The organism is Xylanimonas oleitrophica (assembly GCF_003244315.1).
Taxonomy (GTDB): domain Bacteria; phylum Actinomycetota; class Actinomycetes; order Actinomycetales; family Cellulomonadaceae; genus Xylanimonas_A; species Xylanimonas_A oleitrophica.
The window spans coordinates 97,956-116,124 of sequence record NZ_QKWH01000011.1; the positions used below are offsets into that span (position 1 = coordinate 97,956).

18 protein-coding genes are annotated in these 18,169 nt (G+C 74.7%); 9 read left to right on the forward strand and 9 right to left on the reverse strand.

Annotated elements, in window-relative coordinates; translation table 11 throughout:
• Window positions 1-62: 62 nt before the first annotated feature.
• Genes DNL40_RS12805 through DNL40_RS12815 form a run of 3 tightly spaced genes read right to left on the reverse strand, consistent with a single transcriptional unit; the run spans window position 63 to window position 2,446 of the window.
• Window positions 63-728 carry an NADPH-dependent F420 reductase gene (locus tag DNL40_RS12805; RefSeq protein WP_111251642.1) on the reverse strand — a complete coding sequence of 222 codons (666 nt, stop codon included), beginning with the start codon at window positions 726-728 and terminating at the stop codon, window positions 63-65.
• A 25-nt stretch (window positions 729-753) separates the two neighbouring features.
• Window positions 754-1,539: a fumarylacetoacetate hydrolase family protein gene (locus tag DNL40_RS12810; RefSeq protein WP_111251643.1), complete on the reverse strand. Its 786-nt coding sequence runs from the start codon at window positions 1,537-1,539 to the stop codon at window positions 754-756.
• Between the two features lie 16 nt (window positions 1,540-1,555).
• Window positions 1,556-2,446 (reverse strand): methyltransferase domain-containing protein, encoded by an 891-nt coding sequence (locus DNL40_RS12815; RefSeq protein ID WP_245885907.1) that lies wholly within the window; start codon window positions 2,444-2,446, stop codon window positions 1,556-1,558.
• Between the two features lie 80 nt (window positions 2,447-2,526).
• On the opposite strand from DNL40_RS12815, the gene DNL40_RS12820 reads away from it, so the two are divergent.
• Window positions 2,527-3,723 carry a heparan-alpha-glucosaminide N-acetyltransferase domain-containing protein gene (locus tag DNL40_RS12820; protein WP_111251644.1) on the forward strand — a complete coding sequence of 399 codons (1,197 nt, stop codon included), beginning with the start codon at window positions 2,527-2,529 and terminating at the stop codon, window positions 3,721-3,723.
• On the opposite strand, the gene DNL40_RS12825 is transcribed toward DNL40_RS12820, so the two are convergent.
• Window positions 3,701-4,585 (reverse strand): PhzF family phenazine biosynthesis protein, encoded by an 885-nt coding sequence (locus DNL40_RS12825; RefSeq protein WP_218926065.1) that lies wholly within the window; start codon window positions 4,583-4,585, stop codon window positions 3,701-3,703. The genes DNL40_RS12820 and DNL40_RS12825 overlap by 23 nt on opposite strands.
• Before the next feature lie 22 nt (window positions 4,586-4,607).
• On the opposite strand from DNL40_RS12825, the gene DNL40_RS12830 reads away from it, so the two are divergent.
• The 3 genes from DNL40_RS12830 to DNL40_RS12840 are packed head-to-tail and all read left to right on the forward strand — an operon-like array spanning window position 4,608 to window position 7,631.
• A complete protein-coding gene (locus tag DNL40_RS12830; RefSeq protein WP_111251645.1) occupies window positions 4,608-5,618 on the forward strand; it encodes an aldo/keto reductase in 1,011 nt (336 codons plus the stop codon).
• A 1-nt stretch (window position 5,619) separates the two neighbouring features.
• On the forward strand, window positions 5,620-6,705 hold the full coding sequence (locus DNL40_RS12835) for an FAD-dependent monooxygenase (RefSeq protein WP_179951073.1): 1,086 nt from the start codon (window positions 5,620-5,622) through the stop codon (window positions 6,703-6,705).
• 20 nt (window positions 6,706-6,725) lie between these two features.
• A complete protein-coding gene (locus DNL40_RS12840; protein WP_425450782.1) occupies window positions 6,726-7,631 on the forward strand; it encodes a 3-methyladenine DNA glycosylase in 906 nt (301 codons plus the stop codon).
• 58 nt (window positions 7,632-7,689) lie between these two features.
• Here DNL40_RS12840 and DNL40_RS12845 read toward each other — a convergent pair whose 3' ends face one another.
• Entirely contained in the window at window positions 7,690-8,451 is a 762-nt protein-coding gene (locus DNL40_RS12845) for a dienelactone hydrolase family protein (RefSeq protein ID WP_111251647.1), read from the reverse strand.
• 22 nt (window positions 8,452-8,473) lie between these two features.
• The gene (locus tag DNL40_RS12850) at window positions 8,474-8,923 is read right to left on the reverse strand and encodes an acyl-CoA thioesterase (RefSeq protein WP_111251648.1); all 450 of its coding nucleotides are present in this window, start codon (window positions 8,921-8,923) and stop codon (window positions 8,474-8,476) included.
• A gap of 148 nt (window positions 8,924-9,071) precedes the next feature.
• Between DNL40_RS12850 and DNL40_RS12855 the strand changes: the two genes are divergently transcribed.
• Complete coding sequence (locus DNL40_RS12855; protein WP_111251649.1) at window positions 9,072-11,786, forward strand: DEAD/DEAH box helicase; 2,715 nt, start codon at window positions 9,072-9,074, stop codon at window positions 11,784-11,786.
• A gap of 3 nt (window positions 11,787-11,789) precedes the next feature.
• Complete coding sequence (locus DNL40_RS12860) at window positions 11,790-13,265, forward strand: DUF2809 domain-containing protein (protein WP_111251650.1); 1,476 nt, start codon at window positions 11,790-11,792, stop codon at window positions 13,263-13,265.
• A gap of 67 nt (window positions 13,266-13,332) precedes the next feature.
• On the opposite strand, the gene DNL40_RS12865 is transcribed toward DNL40_RS12860, so the two are convergent.
• On the reverse strand, window positions 13,333-14,829 hold the full coding sequence (locus tag DNL40_RS12865; protein WP_111251651.1) for an MFS transporter: 1,497 nt from the start codon (window positions 14,827-14,829) through the stop codon (window positions 13,333-13,335).
• Window positions 14,830-14,931: 102 nt separating this feature from the next.
• Here DNL40_RS12865 and DNL40_RS12870 point away from each other — a divergent pair, with 102 nt between their 5' ends.
• Window positions 14,932-15,489: a TetR/AcrR family transcriptional regulator gene (locus DNL40_RS12870; RefSeq protein WP_111251652.1), complete on the forward strand. Its 558-nt coding sequence runs from the start codon at window positions 14,932-14,934 to the stop codon at window positions 15,487-15,489.
• A 55-nt stretch (window positions 15,490-15,544) separates the two neighbouring features.
• On the opposite strand, the gene DNL40_RS12875 is transcribed toward DNL40_RS12870, so the two are convergent.
• Entirely contained in the window at window positions 15,545-16,294 is a 750-nt protein-coding gene (locus tag DNL40_RS12875) for a sulfite exporter TauE/SafE family protein (protein ID WP_111251653.1), read from the reverse strand.
• A gap of 57 nt (window positions 16,295-16,351) precedes the next feature.
• Between DNL40_RS12875 and ybaK the strand changes: the two genes are divergently transcribed.
• Window positions 16,352-16,849, forward strand: coding sequence for a Cys-tRNA(Pro) deacylase (gene ybaK / locus DNL40_RS12880; RefSeq protein ID WP_111251654.1), 498 nt, complete (start codon window positions 16,352-16,354; stop codon window positions 16,847-16,849).
• Window positions 16,850-16,908: 59 nt separating this feature from the next.
• Here the strand turns inward: ybaK and DNL40_RS12885 are convergent, their stop codons facing one another.
• Window positions 16,909-17,307 (reverse strand): YccF domain-containing protein, encoded by a 399-nt coding sequence (locus DNL40_RS12885; protein WP_111251655.1) that lies wholly within the window; start codon window positions 17,305-17,307, stop codon window positions 16,909-16,911.
• An 87-nt stretch (window positions 17,308-17,394) separates the two neighbouring features.
• Between DNL40_RS12885 and DNL40_RS12890 the strand changes: the two genes are divergently transcribed.
• Window positions 17,395-18,169: YggS family pyridoxal phosphate-dependent enzyme (locus tag DNL40_RS12890; RefSeq protein WP_111251656.1), on the forward strand; the 775-nt coding region annotated here is incomplete at its 3' end.

The window sequence follows — 18,169 nt, forward strand, 5'->3', positions numbered from 1 at the left end:
GGAGGGCGCCTCACCAGCGCAATCGTCTCGTGGCCGCCGGCGGCGCGTCAGGTGGCGGCGTGTCAGGCGGCAGCTTCCGCCTCGGCCCGCGCCAGGGCCCGCAGCCCGGCCGCCGTGAGCAGGGTGCCGAACACCGGCCCGCCGGCGTCGAGCAGCCGCCCGGCGGCGAGCGGTCCGAGCTCCACGGGGTCGAACCCGAGGGAGTCCACCAGCTCGGCCGCCACCGTCCGCGCACCGGCGTCGTCGGAGGCGACGCCCACGGCCAGGCGGTCGGGAGCGCCCGCCGGGCGCGCCGCCTCCTCGACGTCGTGGTACCCGAGGTGGTTGAGCGTGCGCACCCAGCGGGCACCGGGGCTGCGACCGGCCACGTGAGCGCTCGTGCCGGCGGCGTGGTCGGCGGCGGGCAGCACGGACTCGATCGGCCCGTCCACGGGCTCCCAGTGGTTCATGAGGTCCACCACGACCCGGCCCTCGAACGCGGCGTACGGCAGGTCCGCCGAGCGGGAGAGCGGCACCGCCAGCAGCACGACGTCGGCCCAGGCCGCGACGTCCGCGCCCGCGTCCGAGCCCACCGCGGTGGCTCCGGGCACCATCGACCCCACGATGAGCCCGAGCGTCAGCGGGTCCTGCCGCGGCGAGCCCACGACGCGGACCTCGTGCCCGGCGTCGACGGCGCGGCGCGCCAGCACGGTCCCGATCTTGCCTGCCCCGAAGAGTGCGATCCTCACGGCAGGCGCAACGCGCGACCCGGCGTCAGTAGTCCCGGCGCACCACGGGGTTGCGCAGCACGCCGATGCCCTCGACCTCGCACTCGACGACGTCGCCGGACTCGATGCGACCCACCCCGGCCGGGGTGCCGGTGAGCACCACGTCGCCGGGCAGCAGCGTCATCGCCTGGGACACGTAGGACACGATGTAGTCGACGTCGAAGATCATGTCGGCCGTGCGGCCGTCCTGCTTCGCCTCGCCGTTGACGCGCGAGCGCACGGCGACGTCCTCCGGGTCCAGGTCGGTGTCGATCCACGGCCCGATCGGGCACGAGGAGTCGAAGCCCTTGGCTCGGCCCCACTGGCCGTCGGTGCGCTGGGCGTCACGGGCCGTGACGTCGTTGGCCACGGTCCAGCCCAGCACGTAGGAGCGCGCCGACTCGGGCGTGACGTCCTTGCAGACCTTGGCGATCACGATGGCCAGCTCGGCCTCGTAGCTGACCTCCTGCGTCCAGTCGGGCAGCACGATCGGGTCGTCCGGGCCCACGACGGCCGTGTTCGGCTTGAGGAACAGCATCGGCTCGGTGGGCACCTCGTTGCCCATCTCGCGGATGTGGTCCATGTAGTTGCGGCCCACGGCCACGACCTTGGAGCGCGGGATGACGGGGGCGAGCAGCCGCACGCCGTCACCGAGCTCGATCCGCTCGCCCGTGGGCATGGCCGGCATGTACAGCGGGTCACCGCCCAGCACGGCGAGGTAGGTGCGGTCGCCCTCGTGCTGCACGAGGGCGAAACGGGGGTCGTCTCCGGTGGTGAACCTAGCGATGCGCACGGATGAAGGGTACGCGTCAGACGCGGGCCAGCACCTCGCCGTGCAGGATCGCGAACCAGCCGTCGGGCGCCTGCGCCCACGCCAGCCAGTCCTGCGCGAGCTGCTCGAGCGCGACGTCGTCGGCCAGGCCCGACTCCTGCGCCTGCACCGCGAAGTTGGACTCGACGCAGCGCTCGGCCCAGACCTGGCCCCACCACTGCCGGTCGGTGGGCGTGGCGTAGCACCAGGACGAGGCGCTGGGCACGATCTGGGCGACGTCGAACCCGGCCTGCTGGGCCCAGGAGAAGAGACGGCGCCCGGCGTCGGGCTCGAACCCGTAGGCGTGCGTGACCTCGTGGTAGAGGGTGTTCCACTCGTCGAGGCCGGGCGAGTCCGGGTACCAGGCCATGGCCGCGTAGTCCGCGTCCCGCACCGCCACGAGGCCGCCGGGCCTGGCGACGCGCTTCATCTCGCGCAGCGCCGCCACCGGGTCGGACAGGTGCTGCAGCAGCTGGTGGGCGTAGACGACGTCGAACGTGTCGTCCTCGAACGGCAGCTCGTAGGCGTTGGCCTCCTCGAACCGCACGTTGGGGAACCCGAGCGCGTCCGCGTGCTGCCGGGCGGCCTCGAGCACCTTCTCCGAGGCGTCGACGCCCACGACCTCACCACCGGCGAGGATGCGCGCAAGGTCCACCGTCACGGTACCGGGCCCGCAGCCGACGTCCAGCAGCGACATGTCGTCGCGCAGGTGCGGCAGCAGGAACCCCGCCGAGTTCTGCGCCGTGCGGGCGCGGTGGGCGCGCAGCACCGACTCGTGGTGGCCGTGCGTGTAGGACTCCGACTCCTTGCTCGGGACGGTGTGCTGCGAGCTGGGCGCCTCGATCGCGTCGGTGAGATCGGCGCCTGCGGGAGTCTCCGGAACGGTCATGGCGCACACGCTAGCCACGGTCGCCCGCCGTTTCACGCCCGGTCCCACGCAGCGGACCGGTGCGTGGAAGGATCGCGGACATGGTCCGTGAGCGCCGTCACCTCGCCGAGCGCCTCCTCGGCGGTCCCGGCCGCGTGGCCGGCGTGGACGTGGCGCGCGGCCTGGCGGTCCTGGGCATGTTCACGGCGCACGTGGGCGTCACCAGCGGTGACCTCGGCACGGTCGAGGGCTGGCTGTCGCTGGCGCACGGGCGTTCCTCGATCCTGTTCGCCACGGTGGCGGGCGTGTCGCTCGCGCTCGTGACGGGTGGCCGCACGCCGCTCGACGGCGAACCCCTGGTGCGCGCCCGGCTGCGCCTGCTGGTGCGTGCGCTGTGCCTCCTGGCCGTGGGGGCGGTGCTGGACGCCCTGGGCACACGCGTCTTCGTCATCCTCGGGTTCTACGCCGCCTACTTCGTGCTGGCGCTCCCGGCGCTGCGCCTGCCGGCGCGCCGGCTGGCGGCGATCGCCGTCGTGGTCGCCGTCGTCGGCCCCGTGCTGGCCTACTGGGGACCGGAGGCGATGGCCCGCGCGGGCCTGCGCCTGCCTCGTGACGGCGACGGCGCCGTCACGTACTTCCTCCTGACCGGCCACTACCCCGCCGTGGTGTGGATGGCGTTCGTGCTCGCGGGCCTGGCGGTCGGCCGCTGCGACCTGGGCTCGGACCGGTTGCGCACCGGCCTGGTGGTCGGCGGGTTCAGCGCCTGGTCGGCCTCGGCCCTCGCGTCCGCCGCGCTCACCGCGGCCGCCGGGGGCCGGGCGTCGATCGAGCAGCAGGTGACGGCGGCCTCGAGCCTCGAGCGCTCGCAGCCGTGGGCGTGGGACGCCCCGTGGCCTCCCGTGGCCGGGCTGCTGCTGGACGGCCCGCACGACGACACCACGCTCGAGGCGCTGGGCTCGGGCGGGTTCGCTCTCGCCGTGCTCGGCCTGTGCCTCCACGTGGGACGCCCTGCCGCGCGGGTGCTGGCCCCGCTCGCCGCGACCGGAGCCCTGGCCCTGACCGTGTACACCGCGCACATCGTGGCCGTGTGGGGGCTGCGGCTGCTCGGTCTCGACCTGCTGGTGCCCGAGAGCAACGTGCCGCTGGCGGTCATGGTGCTGGTCACGCTTGCCGCGGCCACCACCTGGCGGGCGCTGGTGGGGCGCGGTCCGCTCGAGCGGCTGGTGGGCTGGGTGGCGGCCCGTGCCGCGAGCGCCCGGCCTGCGCGCGGTGGTGCTACAGGGTCACCGAGCCCCTGACGGTGGTGAGCGTGGAGCCGCCGACCCACACACGGCCGTCGCGCTCCAGGTCCACGTGGACGCGGCCCCGCCGGCGCAGCGCCGTGCCCTGGGACGCGACGTAGCTCGCGGGCAGCACGCTGCCCGCCAGCCACCGGCCCAGGCCCGCGTTGAGGGAGCCGGTGACGGGGTCCTCGCGGTCGGGCAGGAACGCGCGCACCTCGACGTCGGCGTCGCCCGGGTTCGCGGGGTCCTCGTCCACCCAGGGGCCGACGACGCCGATCTCCAGGTCCTCCTCGCCGGGGGCGCGGAACCGCTCCAGGTCGGGCTCGAGCGCGAGCACGGCCGCGGCGTCGCGCAGGCGCACCGCCACCCACCGCGGGCCGTTGGACACCCACTCCGCGTCCACGACGTCGTCGGGCGCCACCCGCAGCGCCGCGGTGACACGCTGGAGCTGCGGCGGCGTCAGCGGGCCGGAGCGCGTGGGAGGCGGGGCGGCGAACGCCAGGCGCACCCCTCCCCCGCTCACCAGGGTCTGGCGCACGGTCACGAGCCCGACACCGCACTCTTGCACCACGTCGGTGCTGGTCGGTGCACCGAAGGGCTTGTTGCCGGCCTCGAGCCAGGCGTGGGCGCTGCCCAGCGTGGGGTGCCCGGCGAACGGCAGCTCGCCCGTGGGGGTGAAGATCCGCACCCGGTAGTCGGCGCCCGCCACGGTGGGCTGCAGGAGGAAGGTGGTCTCGGAGAGGTTGGTCCAGCGGGCGAACGCGGCCATCTGCTCCTCGGTGAGGCCGTCGGCGTCGTGGACGACGGCGAGCGGGTTGCCGAGCAGCGGGCCCGAGGCGAAGACGTCGACCTGTCGGAAGGGCAGGGTGCGGGTCACACGCCCACGGTAGCCTCCGGATATGGCGTCGACCACAGGATCACCAAATCCGCACCAAGCCTCGGACGGGACGGCCGTCGGCCTCCGCCGGGTCGGCAGCAGCGGGCTCGTCGTCTCCGCCGTCGGCCTCGGCTGCAACAACCTGGGCCGCCCCGGCAGCGCGAGCGAGTCGGCGCAGGGGGCTGCCGCCGTCGTCCACGCCGCGATCGACGCCGGGGTGACCTTCTTCGACACCGCCGACATCTACGGCGGCCGGCCCGGCCTCTCGGAGGAGCTGCTCGGTGGGGCGCTGCGCGGCCGCCGCGACGACGTCGTGGTGGCCACGAAGTTCGGCGGCGACATGCGCGGGGCCAACGGCGAGGACTTCGGCGCCCGCGGCTCGCGCCGCTACGTCGTACGGGCCGTCGAGGCCTCGCTGCGCCGCCTGGGCACCGACTGGATCGACCTGTACCAGCTGCACCGCCCCGACCCGCTCACCCCGGTCGAGGAGACGCTCGCCGCGCTCGACGACCTCGTCACCGCCGGCAAGGTGCGGTACGTCGGTCACTCCAACCTGGCCGGATGGCAGGTGGCGGACGCCGAGCACGCCGCACGTCGCCTGGGCACGACCCGGTTCGTCTCCGCCCAGGACCACTACAACCTGATCGAGCGCGGCATCGAGAAGGAGACGATCCCCGCCGCCCGCGCGTTCGGGCTCGGCGTGCTGCCCTACTTCCCCCTCGCCAGCGGGCTGCTCACCGGCAAGTACCTGGGAGGACGACGGCCTGCCGGCTCGCGCCTGGCCGAGCGCGACGCCCAGCTCGCCGCCGCACCGTGGGACGCCCTGCGAGCCCTCCACGCCTTCGCCGCCGAGCGCGGTGTGCAGGAGGTCGACGTCGCGTTCGGCTGGCTGCTCGCCCAGCCGCAGGTCGCCAGCGTCATCGCCGGGGCCACCACCCCGGAGCAGGTGCAGCGCAACGCCCGTGCCGGCACCTGGGAGCCCAGCGCGGCCGACCTCGCCGAGCTCGACACGATCTTCCCGCCGGGAGCCTGAGGTGCAGCACCTGCGGGTAGGCATCGTCGGCGCGGGGATCGCGGGGCTCGCGCTCGCGGCAGGGCTGCGGCGTGACGGGCACGACGTCGACCTGTTCGAGCAGGCCCCGAGCCTGCTGCCCGTCGGGGCCGGCATCTCGCTGTCCCCGGACGCGCTGCGAGCGCTGGGCGACCTGGGGCTGGACGACGTCGTCGCCGCCGTCACCGGCGGCGAGCGCGCCACGTCGGCGGCGCTGCTGCGGCCCGACGGCCGCCAGGTGCTCTCCGTGCCGGCCCGCCGCCTGGGCCTGACCACCTTGTCGCGCGCCGAGCTGCACCAGGCTCTGGCCGGCGCGGCCGGCGAGGTGCGTCTCGGCACCGAGGCCCGCGTGCCCACCGCGGGTGGCCCGCGCGTGCTCCTCGGCGACGAGGAGCACGCGTACGACGTCGTCGTCGCCGCGGACGGCGTGCGCTCGCGGGCCCGTGCCGCTCTGGGCCTCGACCCCGGCCTGCGCTACGCGGGCTGGACGAGCTGGCGGGGCGTGACGCGCGAGCCGTTCGACCTCGGAGGGCGTATGAGCGAGAGCTGGGGCCACGGCGCGATGGTCGGTCTCGTGCCCCTGCTGGACGGGCGGGCCTACTGGTTCGCCGCGGCCAAGGCCCCGGCCGACGGCCGTGTCCCCGAACCTCGTACCGAGGCGCTCGCCCGGTTCGGCACCTGGCACGCGCCGGTCCGTGCCGTGATCGAGGCCACCGGCGCCGTGGTGCGCACGGACGGCTATGACCTGGCTCGTCCCCTGCCCACGTTCGTGCGCGGCCGTGTCGCCCTGGTGGGCGACGCCGCCCACGCCATGACCCCGAACGTCGGGCAGGGCGCCACCCAGGCGCTCCTGGACGTCGCGGCCCTCGCACGGGGCCTGCGGGAGCTGCACGGCGTGGACGAGGTGCTGCGCACCTACGACCGCCGACGGCGGCGGCACGCCCAGTCGGTCGCACGCGCCTCGCGCCTGATGGGGCGCGTCGCGATGGCGGACGGTACCGCGGGGCGGGCGCGCGACGGCGCGCTGCGCCTCGTGCCCCGGCACCTCGCCCGGCGTGAGGCCCCCTGAGCGCCACCTACCCTGGAGGCGTGTCCCTCTCCGACCCTGCCGTGCGGCCCGACGCCCTCGGCGAGCCCTCGTGGCGTGCGGCGGCGGCCGCCCACGCCGAGCGGGCGGACGCGCTGACGGCCGTCTGGCGCCAGGCGCACGACGCCGGGCGCAAGCACGCGATCGAGGACTTCCTGTTCACCTACTACCCCACCCGGCCGGGACAGCTGCGACGCTGGCACCCCGGCCCCGGCGTGGTGCTCGAGGTGGCACCCGACGACGAGCGTCTCGGCTGGCGCTGGTACCGGCGGGTCGAGACGGCGGGCGGCGCTGGGGTCACGCTCGACGTCGAGGCCTTCGTGGCCGCCCGGGGCGAGACGGTGCGCTACGTGCGCTCCCTCGTGGGGGCGACGGCCTCGCGTCCCGGCACGTTCGGCTGCTTCGGCCTGCACGAGTGGGCGATGGTGTACCAGGACGCCGAGAAGGGCCGCGACCACCGCCACCCCCTGCCGCTGCGGCTGGGCGGGTCAGGCACGGACGCCGTCGTCGAGTCGCACCGCATCACCTGCTCCCACATCGACGCCTTCCGGTTCTTCACGCCCGAGGCCCGGGACCGCAACCAGCTCCGGCCCACCCGCGAGCGCCAGGTGGCGATGGAGCAGCCGGGCTGCCTGCACGCGAACATGGACCTGTACAAGTGGTGCCTCAAGCTGGGCCCTGCTGCCCCCGGCGACCTGCTGCTGGACGCGTTCGAGCTGGCACGGGACATCCGGTACACGGACATGCAGGCATCGCCCTACGACGTCACCTCGTACGGGCTGGAGTCGCTGGCGATCGAGACGCCGGAGGGCAAGGCAGAGTACGTGCGCCGGCAGCGGCAGTTCGCCGAGCGCGCCCAGACGCTGCGGCGGCGTCTCCTGGTGCTGTGCGAGGCGCTGCCGGCCTGACCGGTGCGCCGGTACCGCCAGCCGTCGCGGGTTCGCGCCGCGACCGTGCTCGGGGCGCCTAGGCCGCGGGCCGGGACAGCGCGTCGTCGAGGAACGCCAGCAGCCGCCGCCACGCGTCCGAGGCGGCGTCGGCGTGGTAGGCGCGGCTGTTGGTGTCGTTGAAGAACGCGTGCCCGGCGCCGTCGTACACCGTGGCCTCGAAGTCGACGCCGGCCTCGCGCATGCCCGCCTCGACCTGCGGCAGCCCCTCCATGAGGCCCGGGTCCTCACGTCCGTAGAAGGCCCGCACCGGGCAGGCGATGCCCGCGTAGTCGGTGGCTGCGGGCGGCGCCCCGTAGAACGGCGCCGCCGCGCGGACACGCTGGTCGGCCGCTGCCAGGGCGAACGTGTAGCTGCCACCGAAGCAGAACCCGGTCACACCCACCCGGCCGTCCACCCCGGGCTCGGTGAGCAGGTGGTCGACCACCCGGCGCAGGGCACCCACCGCCCACGCCCCGTACTCCGGCTGGTTCGCCACGGTCAGCGCCTCACGCATGCGCGGCTGCAGGCGCGTGCGCTCCTCCTCGTCGCCGGACTCCCGCAGCCGCTCCAGCTCGGCACCCACCTGCGGGGTGACCCCGCCGTGGCTGAGCACGTCCGGTGCGACGACGACGTAGCCCTGCGCCGCCAGGCGCGCGGCGACGTCCTTGATGTGCTCCACCAGGCCCCAGATCTCGTGCACCAGCACGAGCCCGCCCTTGATCGGCGCTCCCTCTGGCGGGACGGCACGGTAGGCGCTGAAGCCGTCGAGGTCGATGGTGCGGGCGCTGACGTCGGTCATGGCCGGAAGCCTCGCGGCCGTGTCAGCCGTCCGCAACCGCCCGGTCCAGCACGTCACGGTGCCGCTCCGGGATGCGGTTGCGCTCGAACGTGATGGTCGAGTATCCGTGCGGGGCCGGGCGCCCGTCCGGGCCCAGGTGCACGAACACCATCTTCTCGATCACGAGGATCTGCTCCCGGGTGAACAGGTTGCGCACCTCGGCACGCATCGTCAGCGACGTGCGCCCGAACCGCGTGGCCCGCAGGCCCATCTCCACGATGTCGCCCTGCCGGGCCGAGTTGACGAAGTTGATCTCCGAGACGTACTTGGTCACCACGCTCTCGCTGCCGAGCTGGATGATCGCGTAGATCGCGGCCTCCTCGTCGATCCAGCGCAGCAGGCTGCCGCCGAAGAGGGTCCCGTTGGCGTTGAGGTCCTCGGGCCGCACCCACTTGCGGGTGCGGAAGATGATGCCGTCGTCTTCCTCGCTCATGCTCCCCATGATCCGCGCCCCCTCCCCGGTTCGCCGCGCGGTCGGCACATGTCACAGCCGGCGCACGTCACGGTCGTGACCGTGCTCCACGGTTCCGCCACGCGCCGGGCGAAGGACCCGCACGGGGAGGCTGGAAGAATGGCCGGCGATGACCACCACCACGGCCTCCGCCGCTCCTCGCCCCGCGGGCACCCTGATCCCGTTCCTGCCCGCCCCCACGGGCAAGGACCCGGACCCGGACGCCCTCTTCGAGGCCTACTCGGCGTGGGCGGCCGAGGGCGGCAGGCCGCTGTACCCGCACCAGGAGGAGGCGCTCCTTGAGGTGATGACCGGGTCGCACGTGGTCCTGGCCACCCCCACCGGGTCGGGCAAGTCGATGGTGGCGATGGGGGCGCAGTTCGCGGCGCTGGCCGCCTACCGTTCCGGGCGCGGCGGGCGCACGTACTACACGGCCCCGCTCAAGGCGCTGGTGAGCGAGAAGTTCTTCGACCTGGTGGCGGCGTTCGGGTCCCGGAACGTGGGCATGATGACGGGCGACTCGGCGGTCAACGCGGACGCCCCGATCATCTGCTGCACCGCGGAGATCCTGGCGAACCTGGCGTTGCGGCGCGGCGGCGAGCCCGCGGACCCGCAGGACGCGATCGCCCAGGTGGTGATGGACGAGTTCCACTACTACGGCGACCCGCAGCGCGGCTGGGCGTGGCAGGTGCCGCTGCTGGAGCTGCCGCGCACCCAGCTCGTGCTCATGTCGGCGACCCTCGGTGACACCACCCGGCTGCGGGAGGACATCGAGGCGCGCACCGGCCGCCCCGTCGCGGAGGTGGCGGGGGCCGAGCGTCCGGTGCCGCTCACGTTCGACTACGTCGTCGAGCCGCTCACCGAGGTGATCGAGGAGCTGGTGACCACGCACCGCGCCCCGGTGTACGTGGTGCACTTCACTCAGAAGGACGCCGTCGAGCGGGCGCAGTCGCTGCTGAGCATGAACGTGGCCAGCAAGTCGGAGAAGGAGGCCATCGCGGCCGAGATCGGCGCGTTCCGCTTCGGCACGGGGTTCGGCAAGACCCTCAGCAAGTTCCTGCGGCACGGGGTGGGCGTGCACCACGCGGGCATGCTGCCCAAGTACCGCCGCCTGGTCGAGCGCCTCACCCAGCGGGGGCTGCTCAAGGTGGTGTGCGGCACCGACACCCTCGGCGTGGGCATCAACGTGCCGATCCGCACGGTGCTGATGACCAGCCTGGTGAAGTTCGACGGCGAGCGCATGCGGCACCTGACCGCGCGCGAGTTCCACCAGATCGCAGGCCGGGCCGGCCGGGCGGGGTACGACACGGTGGGCGAGGTCATCGTCATGGCCCCCGACCACGTGATCGAGAACCGCCGCGCCCTGCAGAAGGCGGGCGACGACCCGAAGAAGCTCAAGAAGATCGTGCGCAAGAAGGCGCCGGCCGGGTCGGTCAACTGGACGGACTCGACGTTCGAGCGGCTGCGGGACGCCGAGCCCGAGCAGCTCACGTCGCACTTCAAGATGTCGCACGCCATGGTGCTCAACGTGCTCGCCCGTACGCGCGGCGGCGAGAGCGGCACGGACCCGGTGGACGCGCTGCGGCACCTGCTGACCGCGAACCACGACCCCGACGGTGCCAAGGCCCAGCACGTGCGCCAGGCGTTCCGCATCTACCGCTCGCTGCGCCAGGCCGGTGTCGTCGAGAAGGTGCGGGTGCCGGACTCCTCGCGGCCGCAGGGCTGGCGTCCCAGCGTGCGGCTCACGGTGGACCTGCCGCGCGACTTCGCCCTCAACCAGACGCTGTCGCCGTTCGCGCTGGCGGCCATGGACCTGCTCGACGTCGAGAGCCCCACGCACGCCCTCGACGTCGTCTCGGTCATCGAGGCCACGCTCGACGACCCGCGGCAGATCCTGTACGGCCAGCAGAACGCCGCCCGCGGCGAGGCCGTCGCGGCGATGAAGGCCGAGGGCATCGAGTACGAGGAGCGCATGGCGCTGCTCGAGGACGTGACGTGGCCGCGCCCGCTGGCCGAGCTGCTCGAGCCGGCGTTCGCCACGTACAAGCAGAGCAACCCGTGGGTGGCCGACGCCGAGCTGGCCCCCAAGTCGGTGGTGCGGGACATGGTCGAGCACGGCATGACGTTCGCCGAGCTCGTCTCCCGCTACCAGCTCGAGCGCACCGAGGGCGTGGTGCTGCGGTATCTGGCCGACGCCTACCGGGCGCTGCGGCAGGTGGTGCCTGACGAGCACCGCACCGAGGAGGTGCAGGAGATCGTCGAGTGGCTGGGCGAGCTGGTGCGCGGCGTGGACTCCTCGCTGCTGGACGAGTGGGAGCGCCTCGCCAACCCGGTCGACGACGACGCGGACACGGTGGTGGACGGCGAGCTGGCCGAGGCCGGTGCCGAGGCTCCTGCCCGCCCCCTGACGGGCAACCCGCGCTCGTTCCGCCGTCTGGTGCGCAACGCGACGTTCCGCCTGGTGGAGCTCGCGGCGCGGGAGGACTACGCCGCGCTGGCTGTGGCGTCGAGCACGCCCGGCTGGGATGCCGAGGCGTGGGAGGACGCGCTGGACCCGCTGTTCGTGGCGCAGGGCGACGACGCGATCGGGGTGGACGCCGCGGCCCGGGCGGCGGGCCTGCTGACCATCCTGGAGCCGGGCGCCGCGGTCCCCGCCGCACCTGGCGGCTCCGACAGCCCCGCCGACGGCGGCACCGTCCCGCCCGGCACGTGGTGGGTGCGGCAGGTGCTGGACGACGCCGACGGCGACCACGACTGGGCGATCACCGTGCTGGTCGACCTCGCGGCGAGCGACGAGGCCGGAGCCGTGGCGCTCACGGTGCTCGGCGTCGGCCCGATCGGCTGACCGGTGCTCGCTCTGACCGGGCCGCGCCGCACGACGACGGCGCTGCTCGCCGTCGTGGTCGCGCTGGCCGGCCTCGCCGCCCGGGCCGCCCTGCCGCCTGCCGTCGGCGGCCCTGCCGGAGACGCCCTGTACGCCACCCTCGTGGTGCTGCTCGTGGTGCTGGTGCGGCCCCGGACGACGGTGGTGGTCGCGGCGGCGGCCGGGTTCGCCGTCAGCGCCGCGGTGGAGCTGGCCCAGCTCACGCCCGTGCCCTCCGCCGTGGTCGCGGCGTTCGAGCCCGCTCGCTACGTGCTCGGCACGACGTTCACCGCCACGGACCTGGCCTGGTACGCCGTCGGGGCGGCCGTGGGCGGCGGCGTCGTAGCGCTCGCGACGATCGGGAGCCTGGGCCGCGAAGACCGTGTGCGGCACGGCCGCCGGCTCACCGGGCGCCGCCCGGGGCGGGCAGCCGTGCTCGTGGGCGTCCCCGTGGCGGTGGTGGGGCTGGCCACAGGTGGCCTGGCGCTGACGATGCACACGGAGGCGCAACGGCTGGCCTCCGAGGTGGCCACGGCCCGTGCCGCGCTGGAGGACTCCGCGGGCAAGGTGGCGGACGACGCCGTGCGGGGCTCCCTCGCCGCCTCCGTGGACCGTGCGGAGGCCGTGCTGGCCCGCACGCCGCTGATCCAGCGGCGCCCCGGGGACGCGGACGCGGCACGGCAGCGGGTCGAGGCGGACGCCGCGGTGGTGCAGGCTGCCCGGCTGGAGCACGCCCGCGCCGAGGCCGGCGTCGCGCTCGACGCGCTCGGGCCGGCCACGGGCCGGGGCGAGCAGGTCTACGCCGCGACCGACGGCCTGGGCGCCGACGAGGTCGTCCGGGGGGCCGTGCGGGCCGCGCTCGACGAGGCGGGCAGGACTGCCGCCACGGTCGGTAGCGCCGCAGCCGGGCAGGTCTCCGACCCGGTGCGGGTCGAGCAGGCCACGAGCGAGCTCACCGCGCGCCACGCCGCCGTCGAGCGCGCCACGGCGGACCTGATGACGGCGCAGGACGCGATCACCTGCCCCGAGCCGGACCAGCTCTGGTTCCCGGAGGCGGGGCGGCTCGATCCCGCGCTGCTGGCACCGATCCCCTGGGCACCGCGCTTCTCGCTGCGTGCTGACGTGCTCGACGACCTGGTGGCGCTGAACGAGGCCTACCGCGCGCGGTTCGGCCAGGACCTGACCATCACCTCGGCGTACCGGACGTACGAGCAGCAGCTCGCGGTGTACAACCCGGCGAACCCCAACCCGCTGGCAGCTCCTCCGGGCTGCTCGAACCACGGGCTGGGCACCGCCGTGGACCTCGGCGGTGGCGTCGCCTCGTTCGACAGCCCGCAGTACGCCTGGCTCAAGGAGAACGCGGAGCAGCACGGCTGGACGCACCCGGACTGGGCCGAGCCGGGCGGGCGGCTGCCGGAGCCGTGGCACTGGGAGTCGGTGCTGACCCCGGTCTCCTACTGAGCACCCTGTCGTCTGCCTGCGTGCCGGCCTGCGCGTCAGCCTGGTCTCAGCTTGTGTCAGCCCGCTCTCAGACCCGGTCCGCCGGGACCACCCGCCAGGCGACGACGGCGGCGACGGCGGTGAGGGCAGCGGCCACCAGGCAGGTGGTCTGCAGCGCACCGACGAACGCCTCGCGCGCGGCCTCGGCCACCTCCGGGTGGTCGGGGGCCGCGACGAGCGCTGAGGCCAGCGAGTCCTCGATGCGGTCGCGGACACCCTCGGGCAGGTCGGCCGGGGCGGTCAGGCGCAGGCGGTAGCCGAGGGTCACGAGCGACCCGAGCAGCGCGACGCCGAGGGCGACGCCGAGCTCGTAGGCGGTCTCGGAGATGGCCGAGGCAGCACCGGCCTTGGCGGGCGGCACTGCCGAGACCACGGCATCGGTGGTGAGCGTCATGGCGAGCCCGACGCCGAGGCCCACGGGCACGAGCGCGAGGCCGAGCCACACGTACTGCTCGGCGCCCTCGGCGGCCGCGACGGCGACCATGCCCACCGCGGTGACGGCGAGCCCGGTGCCGATCGCGGGGCCGCGGCCCAGGCGCCGCACGGCGAGCCCCACCAGCGCCACCACCACGATGGAGGCCACGGTGGCGGGCAGCTCGGCGAGCCCGGCGCGCAGGGGCGCGTAGCCGCGCACGAGCTGCAGGTACTGGGAGAAGAAGAACAGCAGCCCGGTGAGGGCGAAGACGGAGATGAGGTTGGCGAGCACCGCCCCGCTGAAGGCGGGCACACGGAACAGGGCGACGTCGAGCAGGGGCGCCTGGGACCGTCGCTGGAGCAGGCGCTGGCGGCGCACGAACGCGGTGCCGGCGAGCACGGACAGGGCCACGGCGCCCGCCGTGACGAGGTCGAGGCCGTCCGCGACGGCGTGCTTGACGCCGTAGACGAACGGCATGACGGCGGCGAACGACATCGCGGCCGAGAGCAGGTCGAGCCGGCCCGGCCGTGGGTCGCGCGACTCGGGCAGCAGCACGGAGCCGGCGACGAGCAGCACGACCACCACGGGCACGTTCACCAGGAACACCGAGCCCCACCAGAAGTGCTCGAGCAGCGCACCGCCCACCAGCGGCCCGACGGCGGCGCCACCGCTGGCCGCGGCGGACCAGACGGCGATGGCGCGGGTGCGCTCGCGGGGGTCGGTGAACAGGGCGCGGATGAGGGAGAGCGTCGAGGGCATGATCGTCGCCCCTGCGACGCCGAGCAGGAGCCGTGCGGCGATCAGCACCTCGGGGGTGGGGGCGAACGCCGCGAGCGCGGAGGCTCCGCCGAAAGCCACGGACCCCACCAGGAGCAGGCGCTTGCGTCCTACGCGGTCGGCGAGGTTGCCCATGGTGACGAGCAGGCCCGCGATCGCGAGGGAGTACACGTCCCCGATCCACAGGATCTGGGTGGCCGTGGGCGCGAGGTCGCGCGTGAGGGAGGGCACCGCGAGGTAGAGCACGGTGGCGTCGATGGCGAGCAGGCCGACGGCGAGCACGAGGACCGCGAGCGCGGCCCAGCGGCGGCGGGGTGACAGCGGGGTGGGCACGAGGCAGAACTATACCGTCCAGTCGGTACAGTTTCGGGGTGGCGTGTGGCATCGTGAGGCCGCCAGACACCGACCGCCAGGCACCGACGAGCAGGAGGACGCATGGGCAGGACCGCGGGACGCGACCCTGACCGCACCCGCCGCGCCATCCTCGACGCCGCCGCGCAGGTGGTCCGCGAGCGCGGCACCTCCGCCCCGCTCGACGAGGTCGCGCGCCGCGCCGGGGTGTCCAAGGGCGGGCTGCTCTACCACTTCTCCGGCAAGGACGACCTGCTGCACGCCCTCGCCGCCGACTTCCTCGAGCGCTTCCGCGCCGCGGTGCTCGCCGCCGTCGACCCCGACGACGACGCCCCGGGACGGCTCGTGCGCGCCTACGTGCGCGCCAGCATCGAGGAGGCCCTGGACTCCGCCACGGCCCGCGAGTCGCTCGCTCTCCTCGCCCACCTGGCCGCCGTGCCCGCCGTGGCGCAGGTGGGCCGCGAGGACTCGCAGCGCTGGGACGCCGAGCTGCGGGCCGACGGCCTGCCCGACGACGTGCGGACCCTCGTCGTCGCCGCCGCGGACGGGGTCAGCGCCCAGCCGCTGTGGGGAGCCGACGCCTCGGCCGCCGAGCTGACGGCCCTGCGCGACCGGCTCCTGGCGATGACCCGCGTCGGCTGAACCGCTCCGGCGACCCACCGCGCCCGGTCTCGGTCCGGCTCGCCTCGGGCCGCACTCAGAGGGCCAGGATCCCGCGCACCATCGTGGCCAGGCCACCACCGTAGGCGAGCACCACCAGGACACGCCGCACCGCCGTGCGCGAGACCTTCTTCGCCACGGCGTCCCCCACCAGCACGGCCACCACCACGGACGCGGCCACCAGCAGCCACGCCCACCACTGCAGGTGCGGCAGGGTGGCGTCGGTCATGAGCAGCTTGGCGCTGGCGGCGCCCGTCGCGTTCACCACGAAGAAGGGCTGGAGCGTGGCGGCGAAGGCCCGCGGGTCCCAGCGGTCCAGCACCGAGTACACGGCCAGGGGCGGCCCACCGATCCCCGCCGCGACGCTCCCGGCACCGCTGAGCGAGCCCGCGACGACGGCCGGCAGACGCGCGCCGGGTGTCCACCAGCGCCGGCCGCTGCGCAGCCGGTCCGCCACCATCGCGACCGTCATGCCCACGAGGACGACACCACCCACGGCGACCTCCAGCGCGGCGTCCGAGGCGTCCCGCAGCAGCAGCGCCCCCGGCACCGTGGTGCACAGGGAGGCCACCGCCATCAGGGCGAACCGGCGCCACTCGACGTCGCGCACGACCCGGGTCAGGATCAGCAGCGCGCTGGCCGCGCCCACCAGGTTGATCATCACCACGCCCTGGCGCGCACCCAGCACCAGCACCATGAACGGCCCCGCCACCATCGCGAACCCGAGCCCCGTGACCCGCTGGAGGGAACCGCCCACCAGCACGGCGGCGAGGAGGGTGGCGAGCACCGTGCCACCCTACAGACGCCTGCCGCCCAGGAGCCGAGGAAGGGGCACAATGCGGGCGTGGCGAAGAAGACCAGCCGGGCGCACGGCTCCACCCCCGCCGTCACGGCGCTGGAGGAGGCCGGGGTGCCCCACACGCTGCACGCCTACGAGCACGACCCTGCCTCCGAGCTCGGCTACGCCGCCGAGGCGGCCGTCGCGATGGGCGTCGACCCGGCGCAGGTGTACAAGACCCTCGTGGCCGACGTCGACGGGCGCCTCGTGGTCGCCGTCGTCCCCGGCGACCGGCTGCTCGACCTCAAGGCGCTCGCCCGCGCCGCCGGCGGCAAGAAGGCCACCATGGCCCCGGCCCCGGCCGCGGAGCGCGCCACCGGCTACGTCGTCGGCGGGATCTCGCCGCTGGGCCAGCGCCAGCCGCACCGCACCTTCGTGGACTCCTCCGCCGAGCAGCACGACGTCGTCTACGTCTCCGGCGGCCGGCGCGGTCTCGACGTCGGACTCTCCCCCGCCGACCTGGTGCGCCTCACGGGCGCACGCCTCGCGCCGCTCGCGCGCTGAACCGGACCCTCAGCGCCGGTCAGCGCCGGTCAGGGCCAGTCAGTGCCGGTCAGCGCCGGTCAGTGCCGGTACGTCGGGTAGTAGGCGTCGCTCGGCACGACCACCTTGCCGAGCGGCAGCAACGAGACCGGGATGAGCTTGAGGTTCGCCCAGCCCAGCGGGATGCCGATGATCGACAGGAACAGCGGGATCGACGTGACCACGTGGCCCAGCGCCAGCCACCAGCCGGCCAGCAGCACCCACAGCACGTTGCCCACCGCCGAGCCCACCCCTGCGGTGGGCCGGTCGACGACGGTGCGGCCGAACGGCCACAGCGCGTAGCCCGCGATGCGGAACGACGCGATCGCGAACGGGATCGTGACGATGGGGATCAGCAGCAGGATCCCGGCCACGACGTAGGCGACCGCCAGGGCGAGGCCGGCGAAGACGAGCCAGATGATGTTCAGCAGAGTGCGCATGGTGCTCCCATGCTCTCGCGGCCGGGCGTGCGGCACATCCAGGGGAACCCTGACCGGCCCCTGAGCCGGCCAACCTAGACTGGTGCCGTGCCCACCACCTCCGGGATCGCCTCCCGCCTGGCCGGCGTGCGCTCGCGCGTCGACGCCGCGGCCCGCGCCGCCGGCCGCGAGCCGGGCGAGGTACGGCTGCTGCTCGCCACCAAGACGCAGGACGCCGCCACCGTGCTCCGGGCGGTCGCGGCCGCCGAGCGGATCGCCCGCGAGTCAGGAGACGACCGCCCCGTGCTGGTGGGCGAGAACCGCGTGCAGGAGCTGGTGGCCAAGGCACCCGACCTCGCTCCCCTCGTGGCCGCCGGGCGGGTCGAGGTGCACATGATCGGGCACCTGCAGCGCAACAAGGTCAACCAGGTGCTCGCCACCGCAGGCGCCCTGGAGACGGTCGACTCGCTCGAGCTGGCCCGCGCCCTGTCCACCCGCTGCGAGCGCGACGGCCGTGAGCTGGCCGTCATGGTGCAGGCCAACGTCTCCGGGGAGACCACCAAGGCGGGGGTGGCTCCGCAGGAGGCCGTGGCTCTGGCCCACGAGGTCGCTGCGCTGCCGGGCCTGCGGCTGACCGGGTTCATGACGATCGGCGCGCGCAGCGACGACGCCGAGGTGGTCCGCGCTGGCTTCGCGCGGCTGCGGGCGGTGCGGGACGACGTCGTGGCCAGCGGCGAGCCCGGCACGCGGGGCGCGCGCGAGCTGTCGATGGGCATGACGGGCGATCTCGAGCTGGCGGTCGCCGAGGGCGCCACCGTGGTGCGGGTGGGCACCGGCGTGTTCGGCGCCCGCCCCGCCTGCCGGGCTCGCCGCTGGCCACGAC

Coding starts and splice junctions, on each gene's coding strand:
- DNL40_RS12830 (WP_111251645.1), top strand. CDS start 4,608: ATGGCGTCGACCACAGGATCACCAAATCCGCACCAAGCCTCGGACGGG.
- DNL40_RS12885 (WP_111251655.1), bottom strand. CDS start 17,307: ATGCGCACTCTGCTGAACATCATCTGGCTCGTCTTCGCCGGCCTCGCC.
- DNL40_RS12870 (WP_111251652.1), top strand. CDS start 14,932: ATGGGCAGGACCGCGGGACGCGACCCTGACCGCACCCGCCGCGCCATC.
- DNL40_RS12820 (WP_111251644.1), top strand. CDS start 2,527: ATGGTCCGTGAGCGCCGTCACCTCGCCGAGCGCCTCCTCGGCGGTCCC.
- DNL40_RS12815 (WP_245885907.1), bottom strand. CDS start 2,446: ATGACCGTTCCGGAGACTCCCGCAGGCGCCGATCTCACCGACGCGATC.
- DNL40_RS12845 (WP_111251647.1), bottom strand. CDS start 8,451: ATGACCGACGTCAGCGCCCGCACCATCGACCTCGACGGCTTCAGCGCC.
- DNL40_RS12850 (WP_111251648.1), bottom strand. CDS start 8,923: ATGAGCGAGGAAGACGACGGCATCATCTTCCGCACCCGCAAGTGGGTG.
- DNL40_RS12855 (WP_111251649.1), top strand. CDS start 9,072: ATGACCACCACCACGGCCTCCGCCGCTCCTCGCCCCGCGGGCACCCTG.